Below are 23,070 nucleotides of genomic sequence, written 5' to 3' on the forward strand. Positions count from 1 at the left end.
GCCAGTCGAGAGGAACAACGTGTCGTTCGTGGTCACAGTGCCGGAGGCCGTGGCGGCTGCGGCGGGGGATTTGGCGGCCATCGGCTCGACGCTTCGGGAAGCGACCGCTGCGGCGGCGGGCCCCACGACCGGGCTGGCGGCCGCGGCCGCCGACGACGTGTCGATCGCTGTCTCGCAGCTGTTCGGCAGGTACGGCCAGGAATTTCAAACCGTGAGCAACCAACTGGCCGCGTTTCATACCGAGTTCGTACGCACGTTGAACCGCGGCGCGGCGGCGTATCTCAACACCGAAAGCGCTAACGGCGGGCAGCTGTTCGGTCAGATCGAGGCGGGACAGCGCGCCGTTTCCGCGGCCGCGGCCGCCGCTCCGGGCGGCGCATACGGCCAACTCGTTGCCAACACGGCCACCAACCTGGAATCCCTCTACGGCGCATGGTCGGCCAACCCGTTCCCATTCCTCCGCCAGATCATCGCCAACCAGCAGGTTTACTGGCAGCAGATCGCCGCGGCGCTCGCCAACGCCGTCCAGAACTTCCCCGCCCTGGTGGCGAATTTGCCAGCGGCCATCGACGCGGCCGTCCAGCAATTCCTGGCCTTCAACGCGGCGTACTACATCCAACAGATTATTAGCTCGCAGATCGGCTTCGCCCAGCTATTCGCCACGACGGTCGGTCAGGGGGTCACCAGCGTCATTGCCGGGTGGCCCAACCTTGCGGCGGAGCTTCAGCTAGCGTTTCAACAGCTTCTGGTGGGTGACTACAACGCCGCGGTGGCGAACCTGGGTAAGGCCATGACAAACCTTCTGGTCACCGGGTTCGACACCAGCGACGTGACGATCGGCACAATGGGCACCACCATTAGTGTCACCGCGAAACCCAAGCTGCTGGGCCCGCTGGGAGATCTGTTCACCATCATGACCATCCCGGCACAAGAGGCGCAGTACTTCACCAACCTGATGCCCCCCTCCATCCTGCGAGACATGTCGCAGAACTTCACCAACGTGCTCACGACGCTCTCCAACCCGAACATCCAGGCGGTCGCTTCGTTCGATATCGCAACCACCGCCGGGACTTTGAGCACCTTCTTCGGGGTGCCATTGGTGCTCACTTACGCCACATTGGGTGCGCCGTTCGCGTCACTGAACGCGATTGCGACGAGCGCGGAAACCATCGAGCAGGCCCTGTTGGCCGGCAACTACCTAGGGGCGGTGGGTGCGCTTATCGACGCCCCGGCCCACGCGTTAGACGGCTTCCTCAACAGCGCAACCGTGTTGGATACGCCGATCCTGGTGCCCACGGGGCTCCCGTCCCCTCTGCCCCCGACGGTCGGGATCACGCTGCACTTGCCTTTCGACGGGATTCTCGTGCCGCCGCATCCCGTCACCGCGACGATCAGCTTCCCGGGTGCTCCGGTTCCTATTCCCGGTTTCCCAACCACCGTAACCGTTTTCGGCACACCCTTCATGGGAATGGCTCCGCTGCTGATCAACTACATTCCCCAACAGCTCGCCCTGGCAATCAAACCGGCGGCTTAGCGCGGCGTGGCCCGTTGGTTGGTGTCGTAGGTTGCCATGCCAAGCTCCAACCATGCGGTTAGCAGCCGCTGATCTGCCGCCGCGGCCACAACCTCGTCGTCATCGAGTTGCTCGGCCGATGCGCAGTGCACCGCGTCGTAGCCACGCATGGGCCAGGTCAGCCGCGCGGGTCACGACCTGCTCATCCACCTCGATGGCGTCCATCTCGGACCACATCTGGTCACGGTTCGCCCGTCGCGAATCTGCGCGAGGGGCCGGCTCAGTCACGCACTCCCGAGCCACAAAGGCGCCGGGTCACGTGGGCCATGCTAGGACCACCAGCGCTCCAGCACCCGCGCGACGCCGTCCTCGCTATTGGGTGCAGTGACCTCGTCGGCGACGGCCAGCGCGTCGGGATGCGCGTTACCCATCGCCACACCCAAACCGGCCCGCAGCAGCATCGGCACGTCGTTGGGCATGTCGCCGAACGCCACCACCTCCGCGTCGGAAATTCCAAGCGGCCGGGCAATCTCGTCGACACCGGTGGCCTTGCTGATACCGAGCGGCACGATCTCCACCAGCCCGTTATTGGTCGAGTAGGTGATATCGCCCTCGAAACCGACATGCTTAGCCAGTTCGGCGGCCATGTCGGCACTGGCAGCACCGGCTTTACGGATCAGCAGTTTGATCGCCGGCGCGCTGAGCAGGTGGTCGATCGACACTTCGGTGTTGTCCGGATTCAGCCACGCATGCTCGTAGCCCGGCGAGCTGACGAACTGGGGGGTCGCCGTGTCGTGTGCGCGCTCGCCGATCCGCTCGACCGCCAGTCCCGCACCCGGTATGACGCGGGTCGCAACTTCGGCCAACGTTGCCAGGGCGTCGACGGGCAGGGTGCGCACCGACATCACCCGATCGGTCCCGGGGTCGTAGATGACGGCGCCGTTGGCGCACACCGCCATCGGCGCGAAGCCGAGGGCATCGACGATGGGTCGCACCCAGCGCGGCGGCCGGCCGGTGGCCAGGATGAAGTGCGTGCCGGCGTCTACCGCGGCATGCACCGCGTCGCGAGTGCGTTTGGTGACGGTTTCTCCGTCATCGAGCAGGGTTCCGTCGACGTCACACGCGACGAGCGCCGGCACAGTCGGTTTCAAAGTTGGCTGGCTTGTCAGTGCGGGCCGACTTGGCTGCGCCGTGATGAGGTCACGCCGTCGTATCCGCGCTTTTGCCGCCGCTTCGCCAATTCAGCGATTCTGAGCTGCCTGGACTCCTCCACCGTCGGCGCGCCGCCGCCCAGCCGCCGCGGCACCCAGTGCTCCCCCTTGGGATGTGGATACTCCTCCTGTACGCGGTAGAGAATCGCATTCATCGCTTGGCGCAGCACGGCATTGAGCTGCTCGGCATTGCCCTCCGGCCGCACCGGCGATCCGATCGCCGCGACGATCGGAATCTTGTTGCGGAACAGGTTCTTTGGATGATCCTTGGGCCAGATCCGGTGCGCGCCCCAGACGATCATGGGAATAATCGGCACCTGCGCCTCCAGCGCCATCCGGGCCGCTCCGGTCTTGAACTCGCGCAGTTCGAGGCTGCGGCTGATAGTCGCCTCCGGGTGTAACCCAACGAGTTCCCCGGCCCGCAACCGCTGCACTGCCACCGCGTACGCATCGGCCCCCACACTGCGATCCACCGGGATGAGCTGGGCATGCTTGATCACGTAGTTGACCGCCCGTACGTCTTGCATCTCGGCCTTGATCATGAACCGCAGCCGCCGCCGCCGATGGTGGGCGGCGATCGATGCCGGAACCCAGTCCACGTAGCTCGTGTGATTGAGTGCGATCAACGCGCCGCCACGTTCGGGGATGTTCTCCAGGCCTTCGAATGTGATCTTGTTTCCGTTGGCCGCGACGATCGACGGAACAAGAATCTCCATCATCCGGAAGAACGGCTCAGCCATGTATTCTCCTTCACCTCTTACCGCGATTCATGCGGTGTCCGGCTAGCGGCCCTTGCCGCCGCCTCGTCAGCCTCCATCCGTGCCGCCTCGGCCAGCGTTGGCGCGCCGCCGCCGAGTCGGCGGGGCACCCAGTACGCCCCAGCCGGATGCGGATACCGCTCCTGCGCTTGCCACAGCAGCGCGGTCATCGACTCACGCAGCGCCGCGTTGGTCTGTTCGATGCCTGCCGCGGCCCGCAGCGGCCGACCCACCTGTACCGTGACCGGCACCTTGGCGCGTCCTATCTGCCTGGGATGGTCCTTGGTCCAGATCCGCTGAGCACCCCAGACAACGACGGGCACAATCGGGACATCCGCTTCCGCGGCCATTCGGGCGGCCCCCGTCTTGAACCCTTTGAGCTCGAAGCTACGGCTGATGGTGGCCTCCGGGTAGACCCCGACCAGTTCCCCTTCGCGCAGCCGCTGCACCGCCACCGCATAGGCGCTACCGCCGGCGCCCCGGTCCACCGGAATGGTCCGGGTGTGCCTGATCAGGAAGTTGACCAACCGCACCCGTTGCATCTCGGCCTTGATCATGAACCTCATCCGGCGACGCCGACGATGCATGGCCAACGCGGCCGGCAGCCAATCGACATAGCTGGTGTGATTGATAGCGACCACGGCGCCGCCTTGGTCGGGCACATTCTCCTCGCCGACGTAGGTGATCCGGGTTCCGGTGGCCAGCACCAGCAACTGGGCCAGGATCTCTAAGACGCGATAGGTCGGCTCCGCCATCGGTCACTGCTCCGGCGCCCCGGCGGGATGGGCTCGCTGAGCGCGGCGCGCAGCCCTAACCGCCGCCTCCTGCGCGTCCAACCGGGCCGCCTCGGCAAGCGACGGGGCGCCGCCGCCCAGCCGGTGCGGCACCCAGAACTCGCCGGCCGGATGCGGTCCGTACAGTTCTTGGGCCCGCTCCAGCAAATGTTGCATCCGGGAGTGCAGCAGGCCGTTCAGTTCAGCGGTGGGCAGCGTCGGTTCGATCCGTTCACCGACGACAATCGTGACCGGCACCTTCGGGCGAAACAGCTTTTTGGGACGGTCCTTAGTCCAGATCCGCTGCGCACCCCAAACAATATGCGGAACGATCGGCACCCCGGCCTCGATCGCCATTCGGGCCGCCCCCGTCTTGAATTCCTTGATCTCGAAGCTGCGGCTGATGGTCGCCTCGGGGTACACGCCGACGAGTTCGCCGGCCTTCAGCATCCTGACGGCGGCGTCGTAGGACGCGGACCCGTCCTGCCGATCCACCGGGATGTGGCGCAGGCTGCGCATAATGGGACCGGTGATCTTGTGATCGAACACCTCCTGCTTGGCCATGAACCGCACCTTGCGCCCGAGGCCCTGTTGGTAGGCGGGCAAACCCGCAAAGGTGAAGTCGAGGTAGCTGGTGTGGTTGATCGCGACGACGGCGCCGCCGCTGGTCGGTAGGTTATCCACACCCGTGACGGTGATCTTCAGACCCTGTATGCGCCAGGACAAGCGAGCAAGCCGAATGACGGTGCCGTATACCGGTTCCACAGCAGTTCAGCCTAGTGGTCCCGGCTGCAAGCCGCCCAAAGTGGCGAAAACCCAAATTGACGAAAGAGGTGAGCCGTGTCCTTCCCCTCATCGCCACCCGCGCTGCCCGCGATCGTTGCCCGGTTTGCCGTCGGCAGGCCGGTGCGCGCGGTGTGGGTCAACGAACTGGGCGGCGTCACCTTCCGGGTGGACTCCGGCATGGGCGCCGGCTGCGAGTTCATCAAGGTCGCCAGGAGGGGTACCGCCGACTTCGCTAATGAGGCGCGGCGGCTGCGCTGGGCCGCGCCGTACCTGGCGGTGCCGCGGGTACTGGGTGTCGGGGTCGACGGCGATTGGGCCTGGTTGCACACCGATGCGCTGCCCGGCTTGTCCGCGGTGCACCCGCGCTGGCGGGCGTCCCCGCAGGTCGCGGTCCCGGCGCTGGGTGCGGGGCTGCGCACCCTGCACGACAGCTTGCCGGTGCACTCATGTCCGTTCGACTGGTCGACGGCCAGCCGGCTGGCCAAGCTGGCCCCGGCGCGACGCGCGGAACTGGGTGACTCACCGCCGGTTGATCGGTTGGTCGTCTGTCACGGCGACGCGTGCTCACCCAACACCATCCTCGATGACACCGGCCGCTGTTGCGGACACGTCGACTTCGGCAATCTCGGTGTGGCCGATCGGTGGGCCGACCTCGCGGTCGCGACGCTGTCGTTGCAATGGAACTTTCCCGACTACCCGGGCCAGGTCAGAGATGACGAGTTCTTCGCCGCCTACGGTGTGGCGCCGGACCCGGCTCGCATCGACTACTACCGCCGGCTGTGGCAGGCCGAAGACGACAGCTCACGCTAAGCTCGAGGCTGCGCTTTGCGCTCGTAAGCTCTTCCGAAAGGTAGCTGTGCAGGTCACAAGCGTTGGTCACGCCGGCTTTCTGATCCAGACCCAGGCCGGCAGCATCCTGTGCGACCCTTGGGTCAATCCGGCCTACTTTGCGTCTTGGTTTCCGTTCCCCGACAACAGCGGGCTGGACTGGGGCGCTTTGGGTGAGTGCGATTATCTGTATGTCTCGCACCTACATAAGGACCACTTCGACGCGGAAAATCTACGAGCGCACGTCAACAAGGACGCCGTCGTGCTGCTGCCCGACTTTCCGGTACCCGACCTGCGAAATGAGTTGCAGAAGTTAGGATTTCATCGGTTCTTCGAAACCACCGACTCGGTCAAACACCGCCTGAGGGGACCCAACGGCGATCTCGACGTGATGATCATCGCACTGCGGGCCCCCGCCGACGGTCCGATCGGCGACTCGGCGCTAGTCGTTGCCGACGGCGAAACAACGGCTTTCAACATGAACGACGCCCGCCCGGTCGATTTGGACGTGCTGGCATCGGAGTTCGGTCACATCGACGTGCATATGCTGCAGTACTCGGGCGCGATCTGGTACCCGATGGTCTACGACATGCCGGCGCGCGCGAAGGATGCGTTCGGCGCCCAAAAGCGGCAACGGCAGATGGACCGTGCTCGCCAGTACATCGCGCAGGTGGGAGCGACGTGGGTGGTGCCGTCGGCGGGGCCGCCATGCTTTTTAGCCCCCGAGCTGCGCCACCTCAACGACGACGGTAGCGATCCGGCCAATATCTTCCCCGACCAGATGGTGTTCCTGGATCAGATGCGGGCGCACGGCCAGGACGGCGGGCTGCTGATGATCCCCGGCTCGACTGCGGATTTCACTGGTACAACCCTGAATTCATTGCGCCATCCACTGCCCGCCGAACAGGTCGAGGCCATCTTTACCACCGACAAAGCCGCATACATCGCTGACTATGCCGACCGGATGGCGCCGGTGCTCGCCGCGCAAAAGGCTGGCTGGGCCGCCGCCGCCGGCGAGCCACTGCTGCAGCCGCTGCGCACCCTGTTCGAGCCGATCATGCTGCAAAGCAACGAGATCTGCGACGGCATCGGATACCCGGTCGAGCTCGCCATCGGTCCCGAAACCATTGTTTTGGACTTTCCGAAAAGAGCTGTACGAGAACCGATTCCCGACGAGAGGTTCCGCTACGGGTTCGCGATCGCGCCGGAGCTGGTGCGCACGGTGCTGCGCGACAACGAACCCGACTGGGTCAACACCATCTTCTTATCCACCCGATTTCGGGCATGGCGGGTTGGTGGCTACAACGAATACCTTTACACGTTCTTCAAGTGTCTGACCGACGAACGCATCGCCTACGCCGACGGCTGGTTCGCCGAGGCCCACGATGACTCCTCATCGATCACCCTGAACGGTTGGGAGATCCAGCGCCGCTGCCCCCATCTCAAAGCCGACCTATCGAAATTCGGTGTGGTGGAAGGCAACACGCTCACTTGTAACCTGCACGGCTGGCAGTGGCGTCTGGACGACGGTCGCTGCCTCACCGCCCGGGGCCATCAACTACGCAGTTCACGGCCATGATGCAGTTCTACGACGACGGCGTTGTACAGCTGGATCGTGCTGCACTCACGCTGCGCCGCTATCATTTTCCTTCGGGCACGGCCAAGGTCATCCCACTGGACCAGATCCGCGGATATCAGGCTGAATCGCTGGGCTTTTTAATGGCCCGGTTCAATATCTGGGGCAGGCCAGACCTTCGCCGCTGGCTGCCACTGGACGTGTACCGGCCGCTGAAGTCGACGTTGGTCACCCTCGACGTACCGGGGATGCGGCCGAAACCAGCCTGCACGCCCACGCGCCCCAAAGAATTCATCGCACTGCTGGACGAGTTGCTCGCCCTCCACCGAACGTGAACCCACGGTTTCGCGCGCGATTTTCGCACTGCCCTGGGGCACAGCCTCACTCCAGACTTAAGCCACAGCGACGATCCAAGCGACGTGTCATGTGCCTGGTTTAAGTGTCGCGAGCGTGCCGTCGGCGGTGCGGATATAGATGGATTTCATGGCCGCGATGTAATTGGCGACGGATTCGCTTGCGATCGGGTTGTCCGGGAATAATACCGTCACTGTGGTCTGATGCTGATACCGATTGACCCACATCGAGACCTGATGAGAAACCCTACCTTCGTCGTAAATCCTAAAATTCAGATCGGAATTAGCGACCGTAGAAAGAGGCGCAATGCTGGCATCCAGAAAGGACATCACGAAATTGCCCGGCCGGGGCGGCCTCAGCCCCGTTTCGGGGCGTGCCAGCTCCAATACGCGGTCGAATGGTACGGTCGCCAGGTCCTTACCCGAATCGAAGGAGATCTGCGCGACACGGGCGGCGCTATCGAAAAGTCCTGAGGCGACCGGCACGGTGATCGGCACCAACCCGGTAAACCAGCCCGTCGTTCTGAGTTCTGTCGGCGTCCTACGTGTATCAGTCGTCGTTACCACGTCAAACGTTTCACAGTTGGTCAACTCGCGCTCAGCGAGGGCGGCGCAGGCGAAAACGCCACCGCTAAAACGGGCGCCCGCAGCGACGCAGGCGGCTTCGAATCGCTCGCCCTGTTGCTCGTCCATCAGCGTTTCGGTAAGCAGCTTTCCGGTATGGGGCACCGATAGATCGCCGAGCGGCAACGGGAAGTGCGGCAGGGTTCCGTCGTTGTTGGCAGCGAATTCGACCCAACGGCGCACCCGGGCGGAGTCCAACGTCAAGGCGGCCGTGTCGGCGTACTGTCGGACACAGTGGTCGTCGTAGCGGCCCGCCGGCGGGAGCTCGATCGGCGGGTCGCCTCCCACCAATGCGGAGTACATCATATGGATCTCGATGAAAAGGACGCCCACAATCATCGGATCGACACAGAGATGAGCGATACTCGCATAGAAGGTGAAGTGATCGTCACTCTGAATAATCCCGAACAAGAAGCAGTCCCACTGCAACGGCTGCGGCGTTGCAATGTGGTGGCGCAGCTCCGCCGACGTCATGTTCTGATGCTCAGCTTGGACGACTTCGATATCTGCAGGGTCAGCGATGGTATGCCGAACGATGTGTTCGGCATTGTCGAACTCAAACCAACTGTGGTAGGTGTCGTGGCGGCGAAGGTGTGCGTTGATCGCATAATTCATGGCGCGGATGTTGCACCGGCCAGGTAGATCCCAGGTGAAGATCATCAGGCGCGACATATCGAGACCGCGCGCTACATGATCGCGATAACGTCGAAGGTGTTGAGCTTGTTGATAGCTGGGCGGCACCTCACTTATCGGCGCTTGCCGGGCTTTCGCCTTCGCCGTCGGTGATGCGTGCCAACAGATAATCGAACCTGGGTCCGGCGTCCAGTCGCGGAGCGTTGTAATGCTAAACACTCATTCCTCCTGCACTCGGACCGAGCCCCGCCAGGGCACGCAAGTAAGCTACGGCCAGACGGTGTGACACTCAAACCGGCGGGCGTAATTTCCTCCGACGACGCTCCGCAGACCACAATCGTCAGCGGCGGAGTACGGTTGCTCACCATGTGGTCCACCGTGCTGGTCTTGGCGCTCTCGGTGATCTGCGAGCCGGTACGGATCGGTTTGGTGGTCCTCATGCTCAACAGGCGCCGCCCGCTGCTCCATTTGCTCACATTCTTGTGCGGTGGTTACACGATGGCTGGTGGCGTGGCCATGGTGACGCTTGTGGTCCTCGGGGCCACTCCGTTGGCCGGACATTTCAGTGTGGCCGAGGTACAGATCGGGACCGGGCTGATTGCCTTGCTTATCGCGTTTGCGCTGACCACAAATGTCATAGGCAAGCATGTCCGGCGAGCTACCCACGCCCGCGTCGGAGACGACGGTGGCAGGGTCCTACGGGAGTCGGTACCGCCAAGTGGTGCGCATAAGCTGGCTGTGCGTGCACGTTGTTTTCTGCAGGGCGATTCGCTGTATGTCGCCGGGGTGAGTGGCCTAGGAGCCGCACTGCCTTCGGCCAACTACATGGGCGCGATGGCCGCCATTCTTGCCTCCGGCGCTACGCCGGCAACACAGGCACTGGCTGTCGTTACGTTCAACGTGGTGGCATTCACAGTGGCCGAAGTCCCCCTCGTCAGCTACCTGGCAGCACCGCGTAAGACCCGCGCGTTCATGGCTGCGCTGCAATCATGGCTGCGGTCCCGTAGCCGCCGCGACGCCGCGTTGCTGGTGGCCGCCGGAGGTTGCCTGATGCTCACGCTAGGCCTGAGCAACCTGTAGGCGGCGGCGGGCTTGCCTAACGCAGAGCTCTCACATGAAATGTCCAGGCGTCTCCGACTGCGTTGCGACCGTAAGGCACGATAACGTGTTTGCTATTGCTGCTGGTTTGCGTTGGTCGGCCGCTGTACCGCCGCTACACAAAGGGGACGCTGTGACCAAACTGCTCGTCGGGGCCATCGCGGGCGGAATGCTAGCTTGCGCAGCTATATTGGGCGACGGAATCGCTTCGGCCGATACTGCGTTGATAGTACCCGGTACCGCACCGTCCCCGTACGGGCCACTCAGGTCGCTCTATCATTTCAATCCCGCGATGCAGCCTCAGATCGGCGCGAATTACTACAACCCCACCGCTACCCGCCACGTCGTTTCATATCCAGGCAGCTTTTGGCCTGTCACAGGCTTGAATTCGCCCACCGTCGGCAGTTCTGTCAGTGCCGGGACGAACAATCTCGATGCGGCGATCCGCAGCACTGACGGACCAATCTTCGTGGCCGGGTTATCACAGGGCACGCTCGTGCTTGACCGCGAGCAGGCACGGTTAGCGAATGACCCGACGGCTCCTCCCCCTGGGCAACTCACATTCATCAAGGCCGGCGACCCTAACAATCTTCTTTGGCGGGCGTTTAGGCCGGGAACCCACGTGCCGATCATCGACTACACCGTTCCGGCCCCAGCGGAAAGCCAGTACGACACAATCAATATCGTGGGCCAGTACGACATTTTTTCTGACCCGCCTAATCGTCCGGGCAACCTACTCGCTGACCTCAATGCGATTGCCGCGGGCGGATACTACGGCCACAGCGCCACCGCATTCTCGGACCCAGCTCGCGTTGCGCCTAGGGACATTACGACGACAACGAACAGTTTGGGTGCGACGACCACGACCTACTTCATCCGGACCGATCAGCTACCTCTGGTGCGGGCGCTGGTGGACATGGCGGGCCTGCCCCCGCAGGCGGCGGGAACAGTTGATGCCGCACTGCGGCCCATAATTGACAGGGCTTATCAGCCCGGACCAGCACCCGCTGTGAACCCGCGTGATTTGGTCCAGGGCATCCGCGGTATCCCCGCCATCGCCCCTGCCATCGCCATCCCTATCGGCAGCACCACCGGGGCCAGTGCCGCCACCAGCACCGCTGCCGCCACGGCAGCAGCAACAAATGCGCTCCGCGGGGCCAACGTGGGCCCGGGCGCCAACAAGGCGTTGTCGATGGTCCGGGGTTTGCTACCCAAAGGGAAGAAGCACTAGCCATAAAGTCCACGACCTACGGTGGCGTTTCGCAGTTGGGGGTGTAAAGGGGGTTGAGGTCTTCGACGATGGCGGTTGCTGCTGGCCCACCAATCCGTTGCTGCTGACGCCAATCCATCGGGAAGGCCCTGGGTGGCGTCTTGGTGCGCCCGGAGGGGCAGCCCGTTGGCGCCCGTCGTCGAGCGTGAACTGAGGGCGGACCTCGGGCAGACACGCCGAGGTCTTCCTTTTGGGCAGCGTGGAACCGCCCATCATCGAAAGACCTCGACCCCTACCCCGGCAACGACGCGCCGACTACCTCACACCCTCAACTGCGAAGAGATCCTAAAGCCTGAGCCCGTCGTGTAACCAAAGACCGATCAGATCGTCGTCGTCGGGCGGTGATTGCTCTTCTTCTTCCTTGGGCAACAACGGCTTACGTTTGGTTCGTTGGGCACGGCCACGGCGTCGGCCAAGGGGCCACCAGGTTGCCGGCCGCCAGCTTGACGGCAACCACCAGTTCGCCTGCCCAACCAACACGGCAATGGCGGGCACGGTAACGGTACGCACCAAGAAGGTATCCAGCAAAAGCCCGGTCCCTAGGACGAACGCACCTTGAACCACGCTACCCAAGCTGGCGAATACCAGACCGTACATCGAGGCAGCCATGATCAAACCCGCCGCAGTGATCACACCACCTGTTGAGGCCACGGTCCGGATGACACCGGAACGCACCCCCAAGACGGCCTCTTCACGCAGCCTAGAAATAAGCAGCATATTGTAATCTGCGCCCACCGCGACCAATATAACGAAGGTCAATCCCGGAATGCTCCAATGCATTTCCTGACCGAGTAAAAATTGGAACACGATAACGCCAATACCGAGCGCCGCCAGGTACGATACGATAACCGAGCCGATCAGATACAGCGGTGCCACAATCGCACGCAGCAAAACGATCAATATGAGCAGAACGATGCAGACGGTCATGGCGATGATCAATCGGAGGTCGTGATCGGAGTAGTCGCGCGTGTCCTTGAGAACGACGGGCAATCCGACGACAGACACCTTGGCATCGGCCAGTGCGGTATTTGGTTGCGCCCCTCGAGCGGCCGCCGTGATCGCGTCAATTTGGTCCATGGCAGCAGTGCTGAATGGATTCAGGTCGGTTTGTATCAAATACCGTATTGAGTGGCCGTCGGGTGAAATGAAGGCCGCCGCGACTTTTTTGAGTTGGTCTACATTCAGCCCGCCTAGCAGATCCCGATACTCTGACGGCATCGTCTCGGCTTTGACGCTCTCACCGGTGGCATACGACAACAACTCCGGGGGAATATAGAACCCCGCCATCGCCGGCGTGGTCGCGGTGTCCTTCATTGCCAATAGGAACGCCGAGGCCTCGCCCAACCCGAAACCCATCTTCTTCACCTGGTCGACCAACAACTGCACGCCCTCAGCCAGTTGCCGGCTCCCGTCGGCGAGATCATTGACCCCCTTGTTCACCAGGTTGATCTTGGATCGCACACCACCAGGACTGCTCATCCCCAGTGAACCCATCGCCCTGATGACGGTGGCCAGCGCCCCGCGTAATCCGGACACGGTGGCTGCCAGGGTCTGCACTGCGCGCGTGGCCTGCAGCTGTCGAGCCAACTCAGATATCTTTGCCAGCGTTCCGTCGTCGCGCGCTGTGACCAAACGCTGCAGTTCGGTGCGCGCACTGGCACAAGCCGGATCGGCAGTGCACATCGGGCTGCTATCCAGCGCCCCCAGCACCGGGCTTGCCCACTCGGTGTTGTTCGCTACAAAGCTCGCATCCGCGTCAATGGTGTCACCGAGTGCCCGCATGCTGCCGATCAGCTTCTCCGCGCCTTCCAGTTCGCCGAGAACCCTGTTGCCCCCGAGCAGGTCCTGAAGGTACGCCAGCGCGTCGATGAGGCCGCCGACCGTGGATATGGCCCGGTTAACTTGGGCCCGTACGTCGCCGAGTTTGCTCGCCATCAGGTTGGCTCCACCGGCCAGTTTGTCGATGTCGCCGGTGTGCACAGCGATCTGCTTGGAACCCTCATCCAGCTTGCTGCCGACTTCGCCAGCCTGCCAGGACGTCCGGGCCTGCTCCAGCGACCGTCCAGCGGGTCGGGTAATGCCCCTGACCATCGCGACACCCGGCACTTGGCTCACCCGCTGCACCATCTGCTCTAGGTCGGCGAGAGCCTTCGGCGTGCGCAGATCCGTCGAGGATTGGATGAACAGGTACTCGGGAATGATCAGGTTAGACGGGAAATGCTTGTCCAACGCGGCATACCCGATCGAACTCTCGACGGAAGCCGGAAGCGTCTTGCGATCGTCGTAGTTGTACCGGGCCAGTCCTGCGCAGCCGGCCAGAATAACCAGCACCAGCGCGCTGGCGAGCAGATGAGTCTTGGGCCGACGCACGATGTGCACCCCCGAACTCCGCCAAAAGCGCCGGGTGAGGTCACGGCGCGGCGCGATCCAACCGCGACGCCCGGTCAGCACCATCAGGGCGGGTAGCAGTGTGACAGCTGCGAAGAAGACCACGGCTACCGAGATTCCCAACATCGGACCAACCGTTTTGAGAATTCCCAGTTGGGTAAACACCATCCCGAGAAAGGTGATTGCTACGGTAGCCGCGGAGGCGGCGATCACCTTACCGATGGATGTCAATGCCTTCTTGACGGCTTGATCCGAATCCGCGCCCTGCCGTAAATAGTCGTGATATCGACTAATCAGAAATACCGCGTAATCCGTTCCCGCACCGACCATCATCCCGCTCATAAAAATAATGCTCTGGTTAGCAATACCGAGGCCCGCCAAGCCGGCTATTGCAACGAGGCGCTGTGCAACCACCACGGACATGCCAATTGTTATCAATGGCAACACCATGGTGATCGGATTCCCGTAGATGATCAGCAAAATGACCAACAACAGGATCGTGATCGCAAACTCGATGCGACTGCGGTCCCGTTGCCCGGTGAGGTTCAGATCGGCGACGGTGGCCGCGGGCCCGGTCAGGTTAGCCGTCAGTGTCGAGCCTGCGACCTGGTGTTCGACGATGTCAGCGACGCGGGCGTACGCCTGCTTGGACTGGGTCGAACCCAGGTCGCCGGGAAGGCCGACCGGCAGGATCCAGGCCTGATTGTCTTTGCTGGTCATGAGCTCCCGCAGGGGCGGTGTGGTGACGAAGTCCTGGAGCATCACGACGTCTCGAGTATCGCGTCGCAGGGCGTCAACCAGCTCTTTGTAGCTGCGTTCATCGGCCGCGCCGAGCCCTTTGGCATCGCTGAGCACCACCACCGCAACGCTCTGCAACCCGGCTTCACGAAATGCCGCGGTCATCTGCCGGGTCGAGACCAACACCGGGGCGTCCGATGGCAGAATCGCCACTGGATGCCGCTGGGAGATCGCGTCCAGGGACGGCACCGTCGGCGCAAGCAGACCCGCAAGCGCGACCCAGAAGGCGATCACCACCCACGGCCTTCGGACGATAAGGCGCCCTAGCCGCGGAAAGACACCCCCGTCACCGGTTGGCCTAAGCGGTTTCGATCGTAAGTTCGTCGAGGGTCTCGGTGTTCTGACAGGCTGCATCAAGACGTCGCACATTCCTCATCTGCTCCGCACGTGCCCGCCTTGAGCGCCAGCCGTGGTGGTCGCTGTGAGGCGAGTGAGACAGCAGGGGATCGGTCACCTGACGAATTTACGTGCGCAACCACTAAGCTTCTCTATCTACCGTCACATTCGCAACCTTTAGATTGCAGATATCGATAAAATCACCCGCGCGACAAGACCGCCATGTCATCCTTTCGATGTTATTTCGCCGGCCTGGGGAAAGCGCAACGACGTTGCCTACACGTTCCGCCGTCCCACCGTTGGCAATGCGCATACACACCGATCTAATTGCCCTCAGATATGCGGTAACGGATTCGCGAGCGACCGGATTATCTGGGAATAGCACGCTCGCCGCGGTCTCGTCGAAACGACCGACCATCGTACTTAGCGGATAGGTGACCCTCCCGTCGCTGTAGGTACCAACGTTGAGGCCCTCGAACAGTTTCGTCACCGCCGAGAGCGGTCCCACTTGTGCGTCGAAAAAGTTCACCAGGGAAAAAAGCGGTTGGGGCCTGCGCAGCGACGGCGACAATTCGACGACCCGTTCGAACGGCACTTTCGCCAGATCCGCACCAGTATCGAAGGAGGTCTGCGCGATTCGTGCAATCTCGTTAAAGGACAATCCGGCGACTGGAACGGTCACCGGGATCTGCCCGGTGAACCACCCCTGCGTCATAAGGTCGGCTGGTGTGCGGATATCTTTGGGAGTAATTCCAAAATAGGTATCGGCGCCGGTCAACTCGTGTATCGCGATGGCGATGCAAGCCAGCATGCCACCAATGAAACGAGCGTTCGCCGCCATGCAGGCGGATTCGAATCGCTGTGTTTGCTGCTCGTCCATTAGCATCATGCTGAGCAGGTCGCCGCCGCAGCGTACAGACGGATCTCCGAGGGGCAGCGGAAATTCCGGGAAAGTTCCGTTATTGATTTCGGCGAAGTCGATCCACGCGCGCACCTCCGGGGAATCGACGGTCAACGCCGAGGTGTACTCGTGCTGCCTGACGCAGAAGTCCACATAGCTGCCAGCCTCCGATAACCCAATCGGTGGCTCACCCATTATCAGCGCGGTGTACATCGACTGGAACTCCATGAGTCCGACTCCTACGAACTGACCGTCCGCATGCAGATGATCGATGCTGGCATAGAACGTGAAGGAGTCTGCTCGCTGAATGACTCCGAAGCTGAAGCAGTCCCAATGAAGCGAATCCGGTGTCGCCACGATGTGCTGTCGCAGGTCCGCGCTCGTCATCTCGCCATGTGTGGTCGGAACAAATTCGATATCCGCCGGATCGGCGATGCTGTGCCGAACGATGTGGTCGGTATCTCGAAGCTCGAACCAGCTGCGGTATGTATCGTGCCGACGAAGGTGCGCATTGATGACATAGGTCATGGCGCGCAGATCGCAGTGACCAAACACCTCAACGGACGCAATGAGCAGCCGCGAGTGATCGAGCCCCCGGGCAGCCTGCTCAGAAAAGCTCCGAATTTGTCTGGCTTGTACATAACTGGGAGGCACAGCACTCACCGGCGCTGCAAGGGCTTTCGCGCACGAGGCAGGTGTTGGGTGCCACGAAACTAACACGCCGGGCGCTGGGTCCCAGTCTTTGACCGCTGACAACTCTACTGGTCCTATTCGCACTAATAGCTCCTATTTCAGCGCGTGCGGAATACGTATGCGGCGAAACGTTCTTACTGTGACGACAGCGCGGCAGCAGGAGCGTCGTCGGGCGCCAGCTGTTCATACAAGTGATCCGCTAAGCCCCGCACCGTGGCGCTGACGTTCTTGGGTGCCAACCGGATTCCGGTCTCGGTCTCGATCCGAGTGCGCAGCTCTAGTGCGCCCAACGAATCAAGTCCATACTCGGGTAGCGGGCGGTCAGGGTCGACGGTGCGCCGCAGAATCAGGCTGACCTGCTCGGCGACCAGCTGCCGAAGCCGCGCCGGCCACTCGTCGCGTGGCAGCTCGTTCAGCTCGACGCGGAATTTGCTTGTGCCCGAACCGTTGCTGCTGGAGAACACTTCGAAAAACCGGCTGCGCTCTGCGAAGGCGACCAGCCACGGGGCTCCGATGACCGGGGCATAGCCGGTATAGACGCGGTTGTGGCGCAATAGCGCCTCGAACGCGTAAGCACCTTCGTCGGGAGTGATCGCCGTGTAGTTGCTTTCCTCCAATGCCGAAGCCCGCGCGGGCGATGCCGACCACCACCCCAACTGGCCGATATCCGACCAGGCTCCCCACGCGATCGCGGTAGCCGGCAGGCCCTGAGCTTGCCGCCAATGCGCGAAGGCGTCCAGCCAGCTGTTGGCCGCTGAGTAGGCACTCTGTCCCGGCGAGCCGGTGAGAGCTGCCGCCGACGAAAACAAGCAGAACCAGTCAAGCGGCTGTCCGCTGGTTGCTTCATGCAACTCCCAGGCACCGTGAACCTTTGGCGCCCAGTCGCGCGCCAGCAACTCGTCGGTGATATTGGCCAAGGTGGCGTCCTCGACCACCGCGGCCGCGTGTAGCACGCCTCGTACCGGAAGCCCGGTGGCCACAGCGGTCGCCACCAACCGCTCCGCGGTACCCGGTTGGGCGATGTCACCGCATTCCACCACGACTTCAGAGCCCATCGCCGCGATGGCCTCGATCGTTTCCCTCATCTTTTGCGTCGGCTGGGTGCGGGAATTCAGCACGATCCGGCCGCAACCGGCCGCGGCCATCTTCTCGGCCAGGAACAGCCCTAGCCCACCGAGGCCGCCGGTGATGATGTAGGAGCCGTCGGGACGGAACACCTGAGCTTGTTCCGGAGGCAGGGTAACGAGGCTTTTTCCGGTCTGTGGGATGTGGAGGACGAGTTTGCCGGTGTGCTCGGCGTTGCCCATCACACGGATGGCGGTGGCCGCCTCGACGAGGGGGTAATGGGTGCTCTGCGGCATCGGCAACTCGCCGGCTGCGGTCAAGCGATAGACCGTGCCGAGCAGGTCGCGCAGCTCTTCTGGGTGTGTCGCAGACAGCAACCCCAGGTCTACGGCGTAGAAGGACAGGTTGCGCCGGAAGGGAAAGAGCCCCAGCTTGGTGTCACCATAGATGTCGCGCTTGCCAATCTCGACGAACCGTCCCCGGAAGGCGAGCAGTTTCAGCCCGGCAAGTTGCGCGGCGCCGGTCACCGAGTTGAGCACGACATCGACACCCCGGCCGTTAGTGTCCCGCCGAATCTGCTCGGCGAACTCGATGCTGCGCGAGTCATAGACATGCTCAATACCCATGTTGCGCAATAGCTCTCGACGCTGTGGGGTACCGGCGGTGGCGAAGATCTCAGCGCCCGCCGCGCGGGCTATAGCGATCGCCGCTTGTCCGACCCCGCCGGTGCCGGAGTGAATTAGCACCGTGTCACCCGCCCTAATCCGGGCGAGCTCATGCAGTCCGTACCAGGCGGTGGCGTGCGCGGTGGTCACCGCAGCGGCCTGTGCGTCACCCAGGCCCGGTGGCAGCGTCGCGGCCAGCCGAGCGTCACACGTGACGAATGTGCCCCAGCAGCCGTTAGGCGACATGCCACCAACATGGTCACCAACCTTGTGGTCAGTGACGCCTGGTCCGACCGCGGTCACCACGCCGGCGAAATCCGTGCCCAGCTGGGGCAGGTGTCCCTCGAAGCTGGGGTAGCGACCGAAAGCGATGAGTACATCGGCAAAGTTGACGCTGGACGCACGGACCGCAACCTCGATCTGTCCTGGTCCTGGTGGAACGCGGTGAAACGCGGCCAGCTCTATCGTTTGCATATCGCCGGGGGTACGGATCTGCAGGCGCATGCCGCTCTGCTGATGATCCGCGACGATGGTGCGCCGCTCCTGAGGACGCAACGGGGTCGGACACAAGCGCGCCACGTACCACTCGTTGTCTCGCCAGGCGGTCTCGTCTTCTTCCGACGTGGCCAGCAATTGGCGTGCCAGCTGCTCGACACCGGTCTGTTCGTCCACGTCGATCTGGGTGGCACGCAGGTGAGGGTGCTCGGCGCCGATCGTCCGCAGTAGACCACGCAGCCCGCCCTGCTCAAGATTGACGCAGTCGTCGGCCAGCACCCGCTGGGCACCCCGCGTCACGACGTACATGCGCGGCACCGCCCCGGGAAGGTCTGACAATTCGCGAGCGATACCCACCAGCCGGCGAACGTACTCAGCGCCGCGATCCGCGCTCCCCTGATGCGGCGTACCGGTGTTCGACCCGGTGAGCACGACCACGCCGCTAAACTCGTCGCTACCAACTTGATCGCGTAGCTGGTCGGCGGCGGCCAACTGGTCGTCGTGCAGTGGCCACCGCATCGTCGTGCACGCCGCGCTGTGTTCCCTAAACGCGTCCGCTAGCCGGGTAGCGGTCACATCAGAGGCAGCGCAGTCACTGATCAGCAGCCATTTTCCAGCGCCAGAGGGGTCCATCTCGGGCAGCTCACGCTGGTGCCATTCGATGGTGAGTAAGCGCTCATTCAGCACCCGATTGTGTTTGTCGCGCTCGGACACTCCCGTACCGATTCGCAGTCCGCACACGGCCAGCAACACCGTGCCGTGCGCGTCCAGCACGTCGATATCGGCCTCGACGCCGACCAACTCGACTTTGGTCACCCGCGTGTAGCAATAGCGAGCGGTACGCACCGGAGCATAGGCACGGACTCGGCGCACCCCCAACGGCACCAATAGGCCGCTACCTACCGACTGGCTATCGGGATGCGCGCCGACCGACTGGAAACAGGCATCCAGGAGGGCCGGGTGGATTGCGTACAGGCCCTGCTGCGAACGAATCGAGCCGGGCAGCGCGACTTCGGCCAGCATTGTGGCGGTCGCATCCTCCGCGACATAGGCCACGGCCAGGCCGGTGAAGGCCGGACCATATTGCACACCGTGCTTGTCGAATTGCCGGCGCAGATCCTCACCGTCCACGCGGCAAGGGTGGGCTTCCAATAAGGAGGCCATGTCGTACGCCGGCGGCTCGCATTCGCCGGATACCTGCTGCAGCACCGCCGACGCACGCCGCAAGTGATGCCCAACGCCTTCCTGCAAGGCCTCGACGGCGAAGTCGACGACACCGGGCGAGGTCACCGTTGCCACGGTGGACACCGGGGTCTGGTCATCCAGCAGCAGCATCGCCTCAAAGCGCATGTCGCGTACTTCGGACTGCTCGCCGAGGACGGCACGGGCCGCAGACAACGCCATCTCGCAGTAGGCGGCCCCTGGAAGAGCAGCCACGTTGTGTATCCGGTGATCGCCCAACCAGGGCAAGGTTGCGGTACCAACATCGGCCTGCCAGGCGTGGCGTTCCGGCTCTTCGGGCAATCGCACGTGTGCGCCCAACAACGGGTGCACGGCTACCGTGGAGCCACCCGGCGACCGATTGTCAACGCCTTCGCGGTCATAGAACAGGAACCGGTGCGACCACGCCGGCAGCGGAGCATCGACCAAGCGGCCTTGGGGACAGAGCACCGAGAAGTCCACTGCCGCACCAGCGTTGTGCAGATCCGTCAGCAGGCGACGGAGCCCCAGCGGCAATGGCTGCTCCCGCCGCATACCGGCCAGCGCGGCAACCGGCATGCCTACACTGCCGGCAATCTGATCGACCGCGTGGGTCAGCAGCGGGTGCGGCGAAAGCTCGGCGAAGACTCGGTACCCGTCGTCGAGCGCCGAGCGCACCGCAGCGGAGAACCGCACGGTGTGGCGCAAATTGTCGGCCCAGTAACGCGCGTCGCACGCCGGCGCTTCGCGCGGGTCGAAAAGCGTCGCCGAATAGTAGGGAATCTCAGGAGCTTTCGGATTCAGGTCGGCCAGCGCAGCTATCAACTCGTCGAGGATCGGATCCACCTGCGGCGAATGCGAAGCCACGTCGACGGCCACCGCCCGCGCCAGCACGTCTCGCCGCTCCCATATGTCGACCAGCTTGCGCACCGACTCGGTGCCTCCGGCGATCACGGTGGACTGCGGCGCGGTCACCACGGCGACCACCACATCGTCGATGCCTAGAGCGGTCAATTCCGACTGCACAGCTAAGGCAGGCAACTCCACCGACGCCATCGCCGCGGAACCGGCGATCGTCGCCATCAGTTTTGATCGTCGGCAGATGACGCGTACCCCATCTTCGGCTGACAGCACTCCTGCGACCACAGCCGCGGCCGACTCACCCATTGAGTGGCCGATCACGGCGCCCGGGCGCACTCCGTATGCCGCCATCGTGGCTGCCAACGCGACCTGCATCGCGAAGATGGTCGGCTGAACTCTGTCGATGCCAGTCACGGTCTCGGGCGCCGTCATCGCCTCGGTGACCGAGAACCCGGACTCCGCGGCGATCAATGGCTCTAGCTCCGCAACGGTCGCGGCGAACACCGATTCGTTCGTCAGCAGATCGGCGCCCATCGCTGCCCACTGCGACCCTTGCCCGGAGAATAACCAGACCGGCCCGCGGTCATCCTGCCCCACCGCGGGCTGGTAAACGGTGTCACCGTCGGCGACCTCGCCCAAGCCGGCAATCAGCTCGTCGACGCTGCTCGCGATGACCGCCGTGCGCACCGACCGGTGCGTACGCCGCCGCGCCAGCGTGTACGCAAGATCCGAGAGCACCAGGGAGTCGGCGTGCTGCTGTATCCAGTCGGTCAACCGCTGAGCAGTCTGCCGCAGCGCGTCGGCCGAGGAAGCGGACAGCGTGAACAAGGCAGGGGTGCCGGTCGGGGGGGTGCTCGCCGCGTGGGGCTGGGCTTCGGTTTGCGGAGCTTGCTCCACAACAGCGTGCACGTTCGTTCCCGAGAACCCATAAGACGACACTGCCGCCCGCCGGGGCACCTGACGACCGTTGGTGGGCCACGGTGTGGTCACCTCGGGCACGAAGAGGTTGGTGGTGATGCCAGCAATCTCATCGGGCAGCCGAGTGAAGTGCAGATTACGTGGAACCACACCATGTTTCAGAGCGAGAACCACCTTGATTAGCCCTAGCACCCCGGCGGTCGACTGGGTGTGTCCGAAGTTGGTCTTCACCGATGCGAGTGCGCACGGGCCGTCGACCCCATACACCTCGGAGACACTTGCATATTCAATGGGGTCACCGATCGGGGTGCCGGGGCCGTGCGCTTCGACCATGCCGACCGTCGCGGCGTCCACGCCACCGGCAGCCAACGCCGCTCGATAAGCCGCAACCTGTGCGGGCTGCGAAGGCGTCGCGATATTGACCGTGTGGCCATCCTGATTTGCGGACGTGCCACGAATTACCGCCAGGATCCGGTCACCGTCGGCCAATGCATCCGGCAACCGCTTGAGCACCACCACGGCACAACCCTCGCCTGACACGAACCCGTCAGCCGCGACATCGAACGCGCGACAACGTCCGGTCGGGGACAACATGCCCAAAGCGGATCCAGCAGCGGCCTTGCGTGGCTCCAGCATCAAGGCGACACCCCCCGCCAAGGCAACGTCGCTTTCACCCTCGTGCAGGCTGCGACACGCCATGTGCACGGCCGTCAGGCCGGACGAGCATGCGGTATCAACGGTTATTGCCGGACCGTGCAGTCGCATCGCGTAGGCGACCCGGCCCGACGCCATGCTGAAGCTGTTGCCCAGATATCCGTACGGCTCCTCCAATTGTTTGGCGTCGGCCGCCACCATCGTGTAGTCACCATGGGTGACACCCGCGAACACGCCGGTCGCCGAGCCTGCCAGCGTTTGCTGAGTAAGACCGGCGTGCTCCATGGCCTCCCAGGACGTCTCCAGCAACAGACGTTGCTGCGGATCGATCGCAATCGCCTCCCGCTCGCCGATGCCAAAGAACTCGCAATCGAAATCCGCGGGGTTATCCAGGAAACCGCCCCACTTGCACACCGTCCGACCGGGCACGCCCGGCTGCGGGTCGTAGAACTCGTCGCAATCCCACCGGTCCGGCGGCACCTCGGTGATCAGGTCGTCGCCTCGTAACAACGCCTTCCACAACAACTCGGGGGAATCGATCCCGCCGGGCAGCCGGCAAGCCATGCCGATAACAGCAACCGGAGTCACACGTGGTTCAGCCAACGTCCATGCACCCCTATCTGCACCAGTGCCTGACGCCGCCGACCCCAAGCCCAATGCCGGAGGCGATACG

The 23,070-nt window shown here is 63.3% G+C and carries 14 protein-coding genes; 6 read left to right on the forward strand and 8 right to left on the reverse strand.

Annotated elements, in window-relative coordinates; all coding sequences use genetic code 11:
* Nucleotides 1–19 precede the first annotated feature (19 nt).
* A complete protein-coding gene (gene PE_PGRS62, locus Rv3812; RefSeq protein ID YP_178019.1) occupies nucleotides 20–1,534 on the forward strand; it encodes a PE-PGRS family protein PE_PGRS62 in 1,515 nt (504 codons plus the stop codon).
* A gap of 308 nt (nucleotides 1,535–1,842) precedes the next feature.
* On the opposite strand, the gene Rv3813c is transcribed toward PE_PGRS62, so the two are convergent.
* From Rv3813c to Rv3816c, 4 genes are read right to left on the reverse strand one after another with little or no spacing between them, the layout of a single operon-like run.
* Nucleotides 1,843–2,664 (reverse strand): hypothetical protein, encoded by an 822-nt coding sequence (locus tag Rv3813c; protein NP_218330.1) that lies wholly within the window; start codon nucleotides 2,662–2,664, stop codon nucleotides 1,843–1,845.
* A 14-nt stretch (nucleotides 2,665–2,678) separates the two neighbouring features.
* Nucleotides 2,679–3,464 carry an acyltransferase gene (locus tag Rv3814c; protein NP_218331.1) on the reverse strand — a complete coding sequence of 262 codons (786 nt, stop codon included), beginning with the start codon at nucleotides 3,462–3,464 and terminating at the stop codon, nucleotides 2,679–2,681.
* A 17-nt stretch (nucleotides 3,465–3,481) separates the two neighbouring features.
* Nucleotides 3,482–4,237 carry an acyltransferase gene (locus Rv3815c; protein ID NP_218332.1) on the reverse strand — a complete coding sequence of 252 codons (756 nt, stop codon included), beginning with the start codon at nucleotides 4,235–4,237 and terminating at the stop codon, nucleotides 3,482–3,484.
* Between the two features lie 3 nt (nucleotides 4,238–4,240).
* Nucleotides 4,241–5,020 (reverse strand): acyltransferase, encoded by a 780-nt coding sequence (locus Rv3816c; protein ID NP_218333.1) that lies wholly within the window; start codon nucleotides 5,018–5,020, stop codon nucleotides 4,241–4,243.
* Nucleotides 5,021–5,095: 75 nt separating this feature from the next.
* On the opposite strand from Rv3816c, the gene Rv3817 reads away from it, so the two are divergent.
* Genes Rv3817 through Rv3819 form a run of 3 tightly spaced genes read left to right on the forward strand, consistent with a single transcriptional unit; the run spans nucleotide 5,096 to nucleotide 7,780 of the window.
* Nucleotides 5,096–5,851: a phosphotransferase gene (locus Rv3817; protein ID NP_218334.1), complete on the forward strand. Its 756-nt coding sequence runs from the start codon at nucleotides 5,096–5,098 to the stop codon at nucleotides 5,849–5,851.
* Between the two features lie 46 nt (nucleotides 5,852–5,897).
* Nucleotides 5,898–7,448, forward strand: coding sequence for a hypothetical protein (locus Rv3818; RefSeq protein NP_218335.1), 1,551 nt, complete (start codon nucleotides 5,898–5,900; stop codon nucleotides 7,446–7,448).
* The gene (locus Rv3819; RefSeq protein NP_218336.1) at nucleotides 7,445–7,780 is read left to right on the forward strand and encodes a hypothetical protein; all 336 of its coding nucleotides are present in this window, start codon (nucleotides 7,445–7,447) and stop codon (nucleotides 7,778–7,780) included. Before Rv3818 ends, Rv3819 begins: the two co-directional genes overlap by 4 nt.
* Before the next feature lie 87 nt (nucleotides 7,781–7,867).
* Here Rv3819 and papA2 read toward each other — a convergent pair whose 3' ends face one another.
* Nucleotides 7,868–9,274: a trehalose-2-sulfate acyltransferase gene (gene papA2, locus Rv3820c; protein YP_178020.1), complete on the reverse strand. Its 1,407-nt coding sequence runs from the start codon at nucleotides 9,272–9,274 to the stop codon at nucleotides 7,868–7,870.
* A 147-nt stretch (nucleotides 9,275–9,421) separates the two neighbouring features.
* Here papA2 and Rv3821 point away from each other — a divergent pair, with 147 nt between their 5' ends.
* Entirely contained in the window at nucleotides 9,422–10,135 is a 714-nt protein-coding gene (locus tag Rv3821) for an integral membrane protein (protein ID NP_218338.1), read from the forward strand.
* 34 nt (nucleotides 10,136–10,169) lie between these two features.
* Nucleotides 10,170–11,384, forward strand: a complete 1,215-nt coding sequence (locus Rv3822; RefSeq protein ID NP_218339.1) for a hypothetical protein — start codon at nucleotides 10,170–10,172, stop codon at nucleotides 11,382–11,384.
* Nucleotides 11,385–11,708: 324 nt separating this feature from the next.
* Here the strand turns inward: Rv3822 and mmpL8 are convergent, their stop codons facing one another.
* The 3 genes from mmpL8 to pks2 form a co-directional block, all read right to left on the reverse strand.
* Entirely contained in the window at nucleotides 11,709–14,978 is a 3,270-nt protein-coding gene (gene mmpL8 / locus Rv3823c) for an integral membrane transport protein MmpL8 (protein ID NP_218340.1), read from the reverse strand.
* A gap of 109 nt (nucleotides 14,979–15,087) precedes the next feature.
* Nucleotides 15,088–16,623: an acyltransferase gene (gene papA1 / locus Rv3824c; RefSeq protein NP_218341.1), complete on the reverse strand. Its 1,536-nt coding sequence runs from the start codon at nucleotides 16,621–16,623 to the stop codon at nucleotides 15,088–15,090.
* 50 nt (nucleotides 16,624–16,673) lie between these two features.
* Nucleotides 16,674–23,054, reverse strand: coding sequence for a phthioceranic/hydroxyphthioceranic acid synthase (gene pks2 / locus Rv3825c; RefSeq protein NP_218342.1), 6,381 nt, complete (start codon nucleotides 23,052–23,054; stop codon nucleotides 16,674–16,676).
* Nucleotides 23,055–23,070: the final 16 nt, after the last annotated feature.

It is taken from the genome of Mycobacterium tuberculosis H37Rv (genome assembly GCF_000195955.2).
Classification (GTDB): domain Bacteria; phylum Actinomycetota; class Actinomycetes; order Mycobacteriales; family Mycobacteriaceae; genus Mycobacterium; species Mycobacterium tuberculosis.

Coding starts and splice junctions, on each gene's coding strand:
- mmpL8 (NP_218340.1), bottom strand. CDS start 14,978: ATGTGCGACGTCTTGATGCAGCCTGTCAGAACACCGAGACCCTCGACG.
- Rv3814c (NP_218331.1), bottom strand. CDS start 3,464: ATGGCTGAGCCGTTCTTCCGGATGATGGAGATTCTTGTTCCGTCGATC.
- Rv3819 (NP_218336.1), top strand. CDS start 7,445: ATGATGCAGTTCTACGACGACGGCGTTGTACAGCTGGATCGTGCTGCA.
- Rv3822 (NP_218339.1), top strand. CDS start 10,170: ATGAAATGTCCAGGCGTCTCCGACTGCGTTGCGACCGTAAGGCACGAT.
- Rv3821 (NP_218338.1), top strand. CDS start 9,422: ATGTGGTCCACCGTGCTGGTCTTGGCGCTCTCGGTGATCTGCGAGCCG.
- Rv3815c (NP_218332.1), bottom strand. CDS start 4,237: ATGGCGGAGCCGACCTATCGCGTCTTAGAGATCCTGGCCCAGTTGCTG.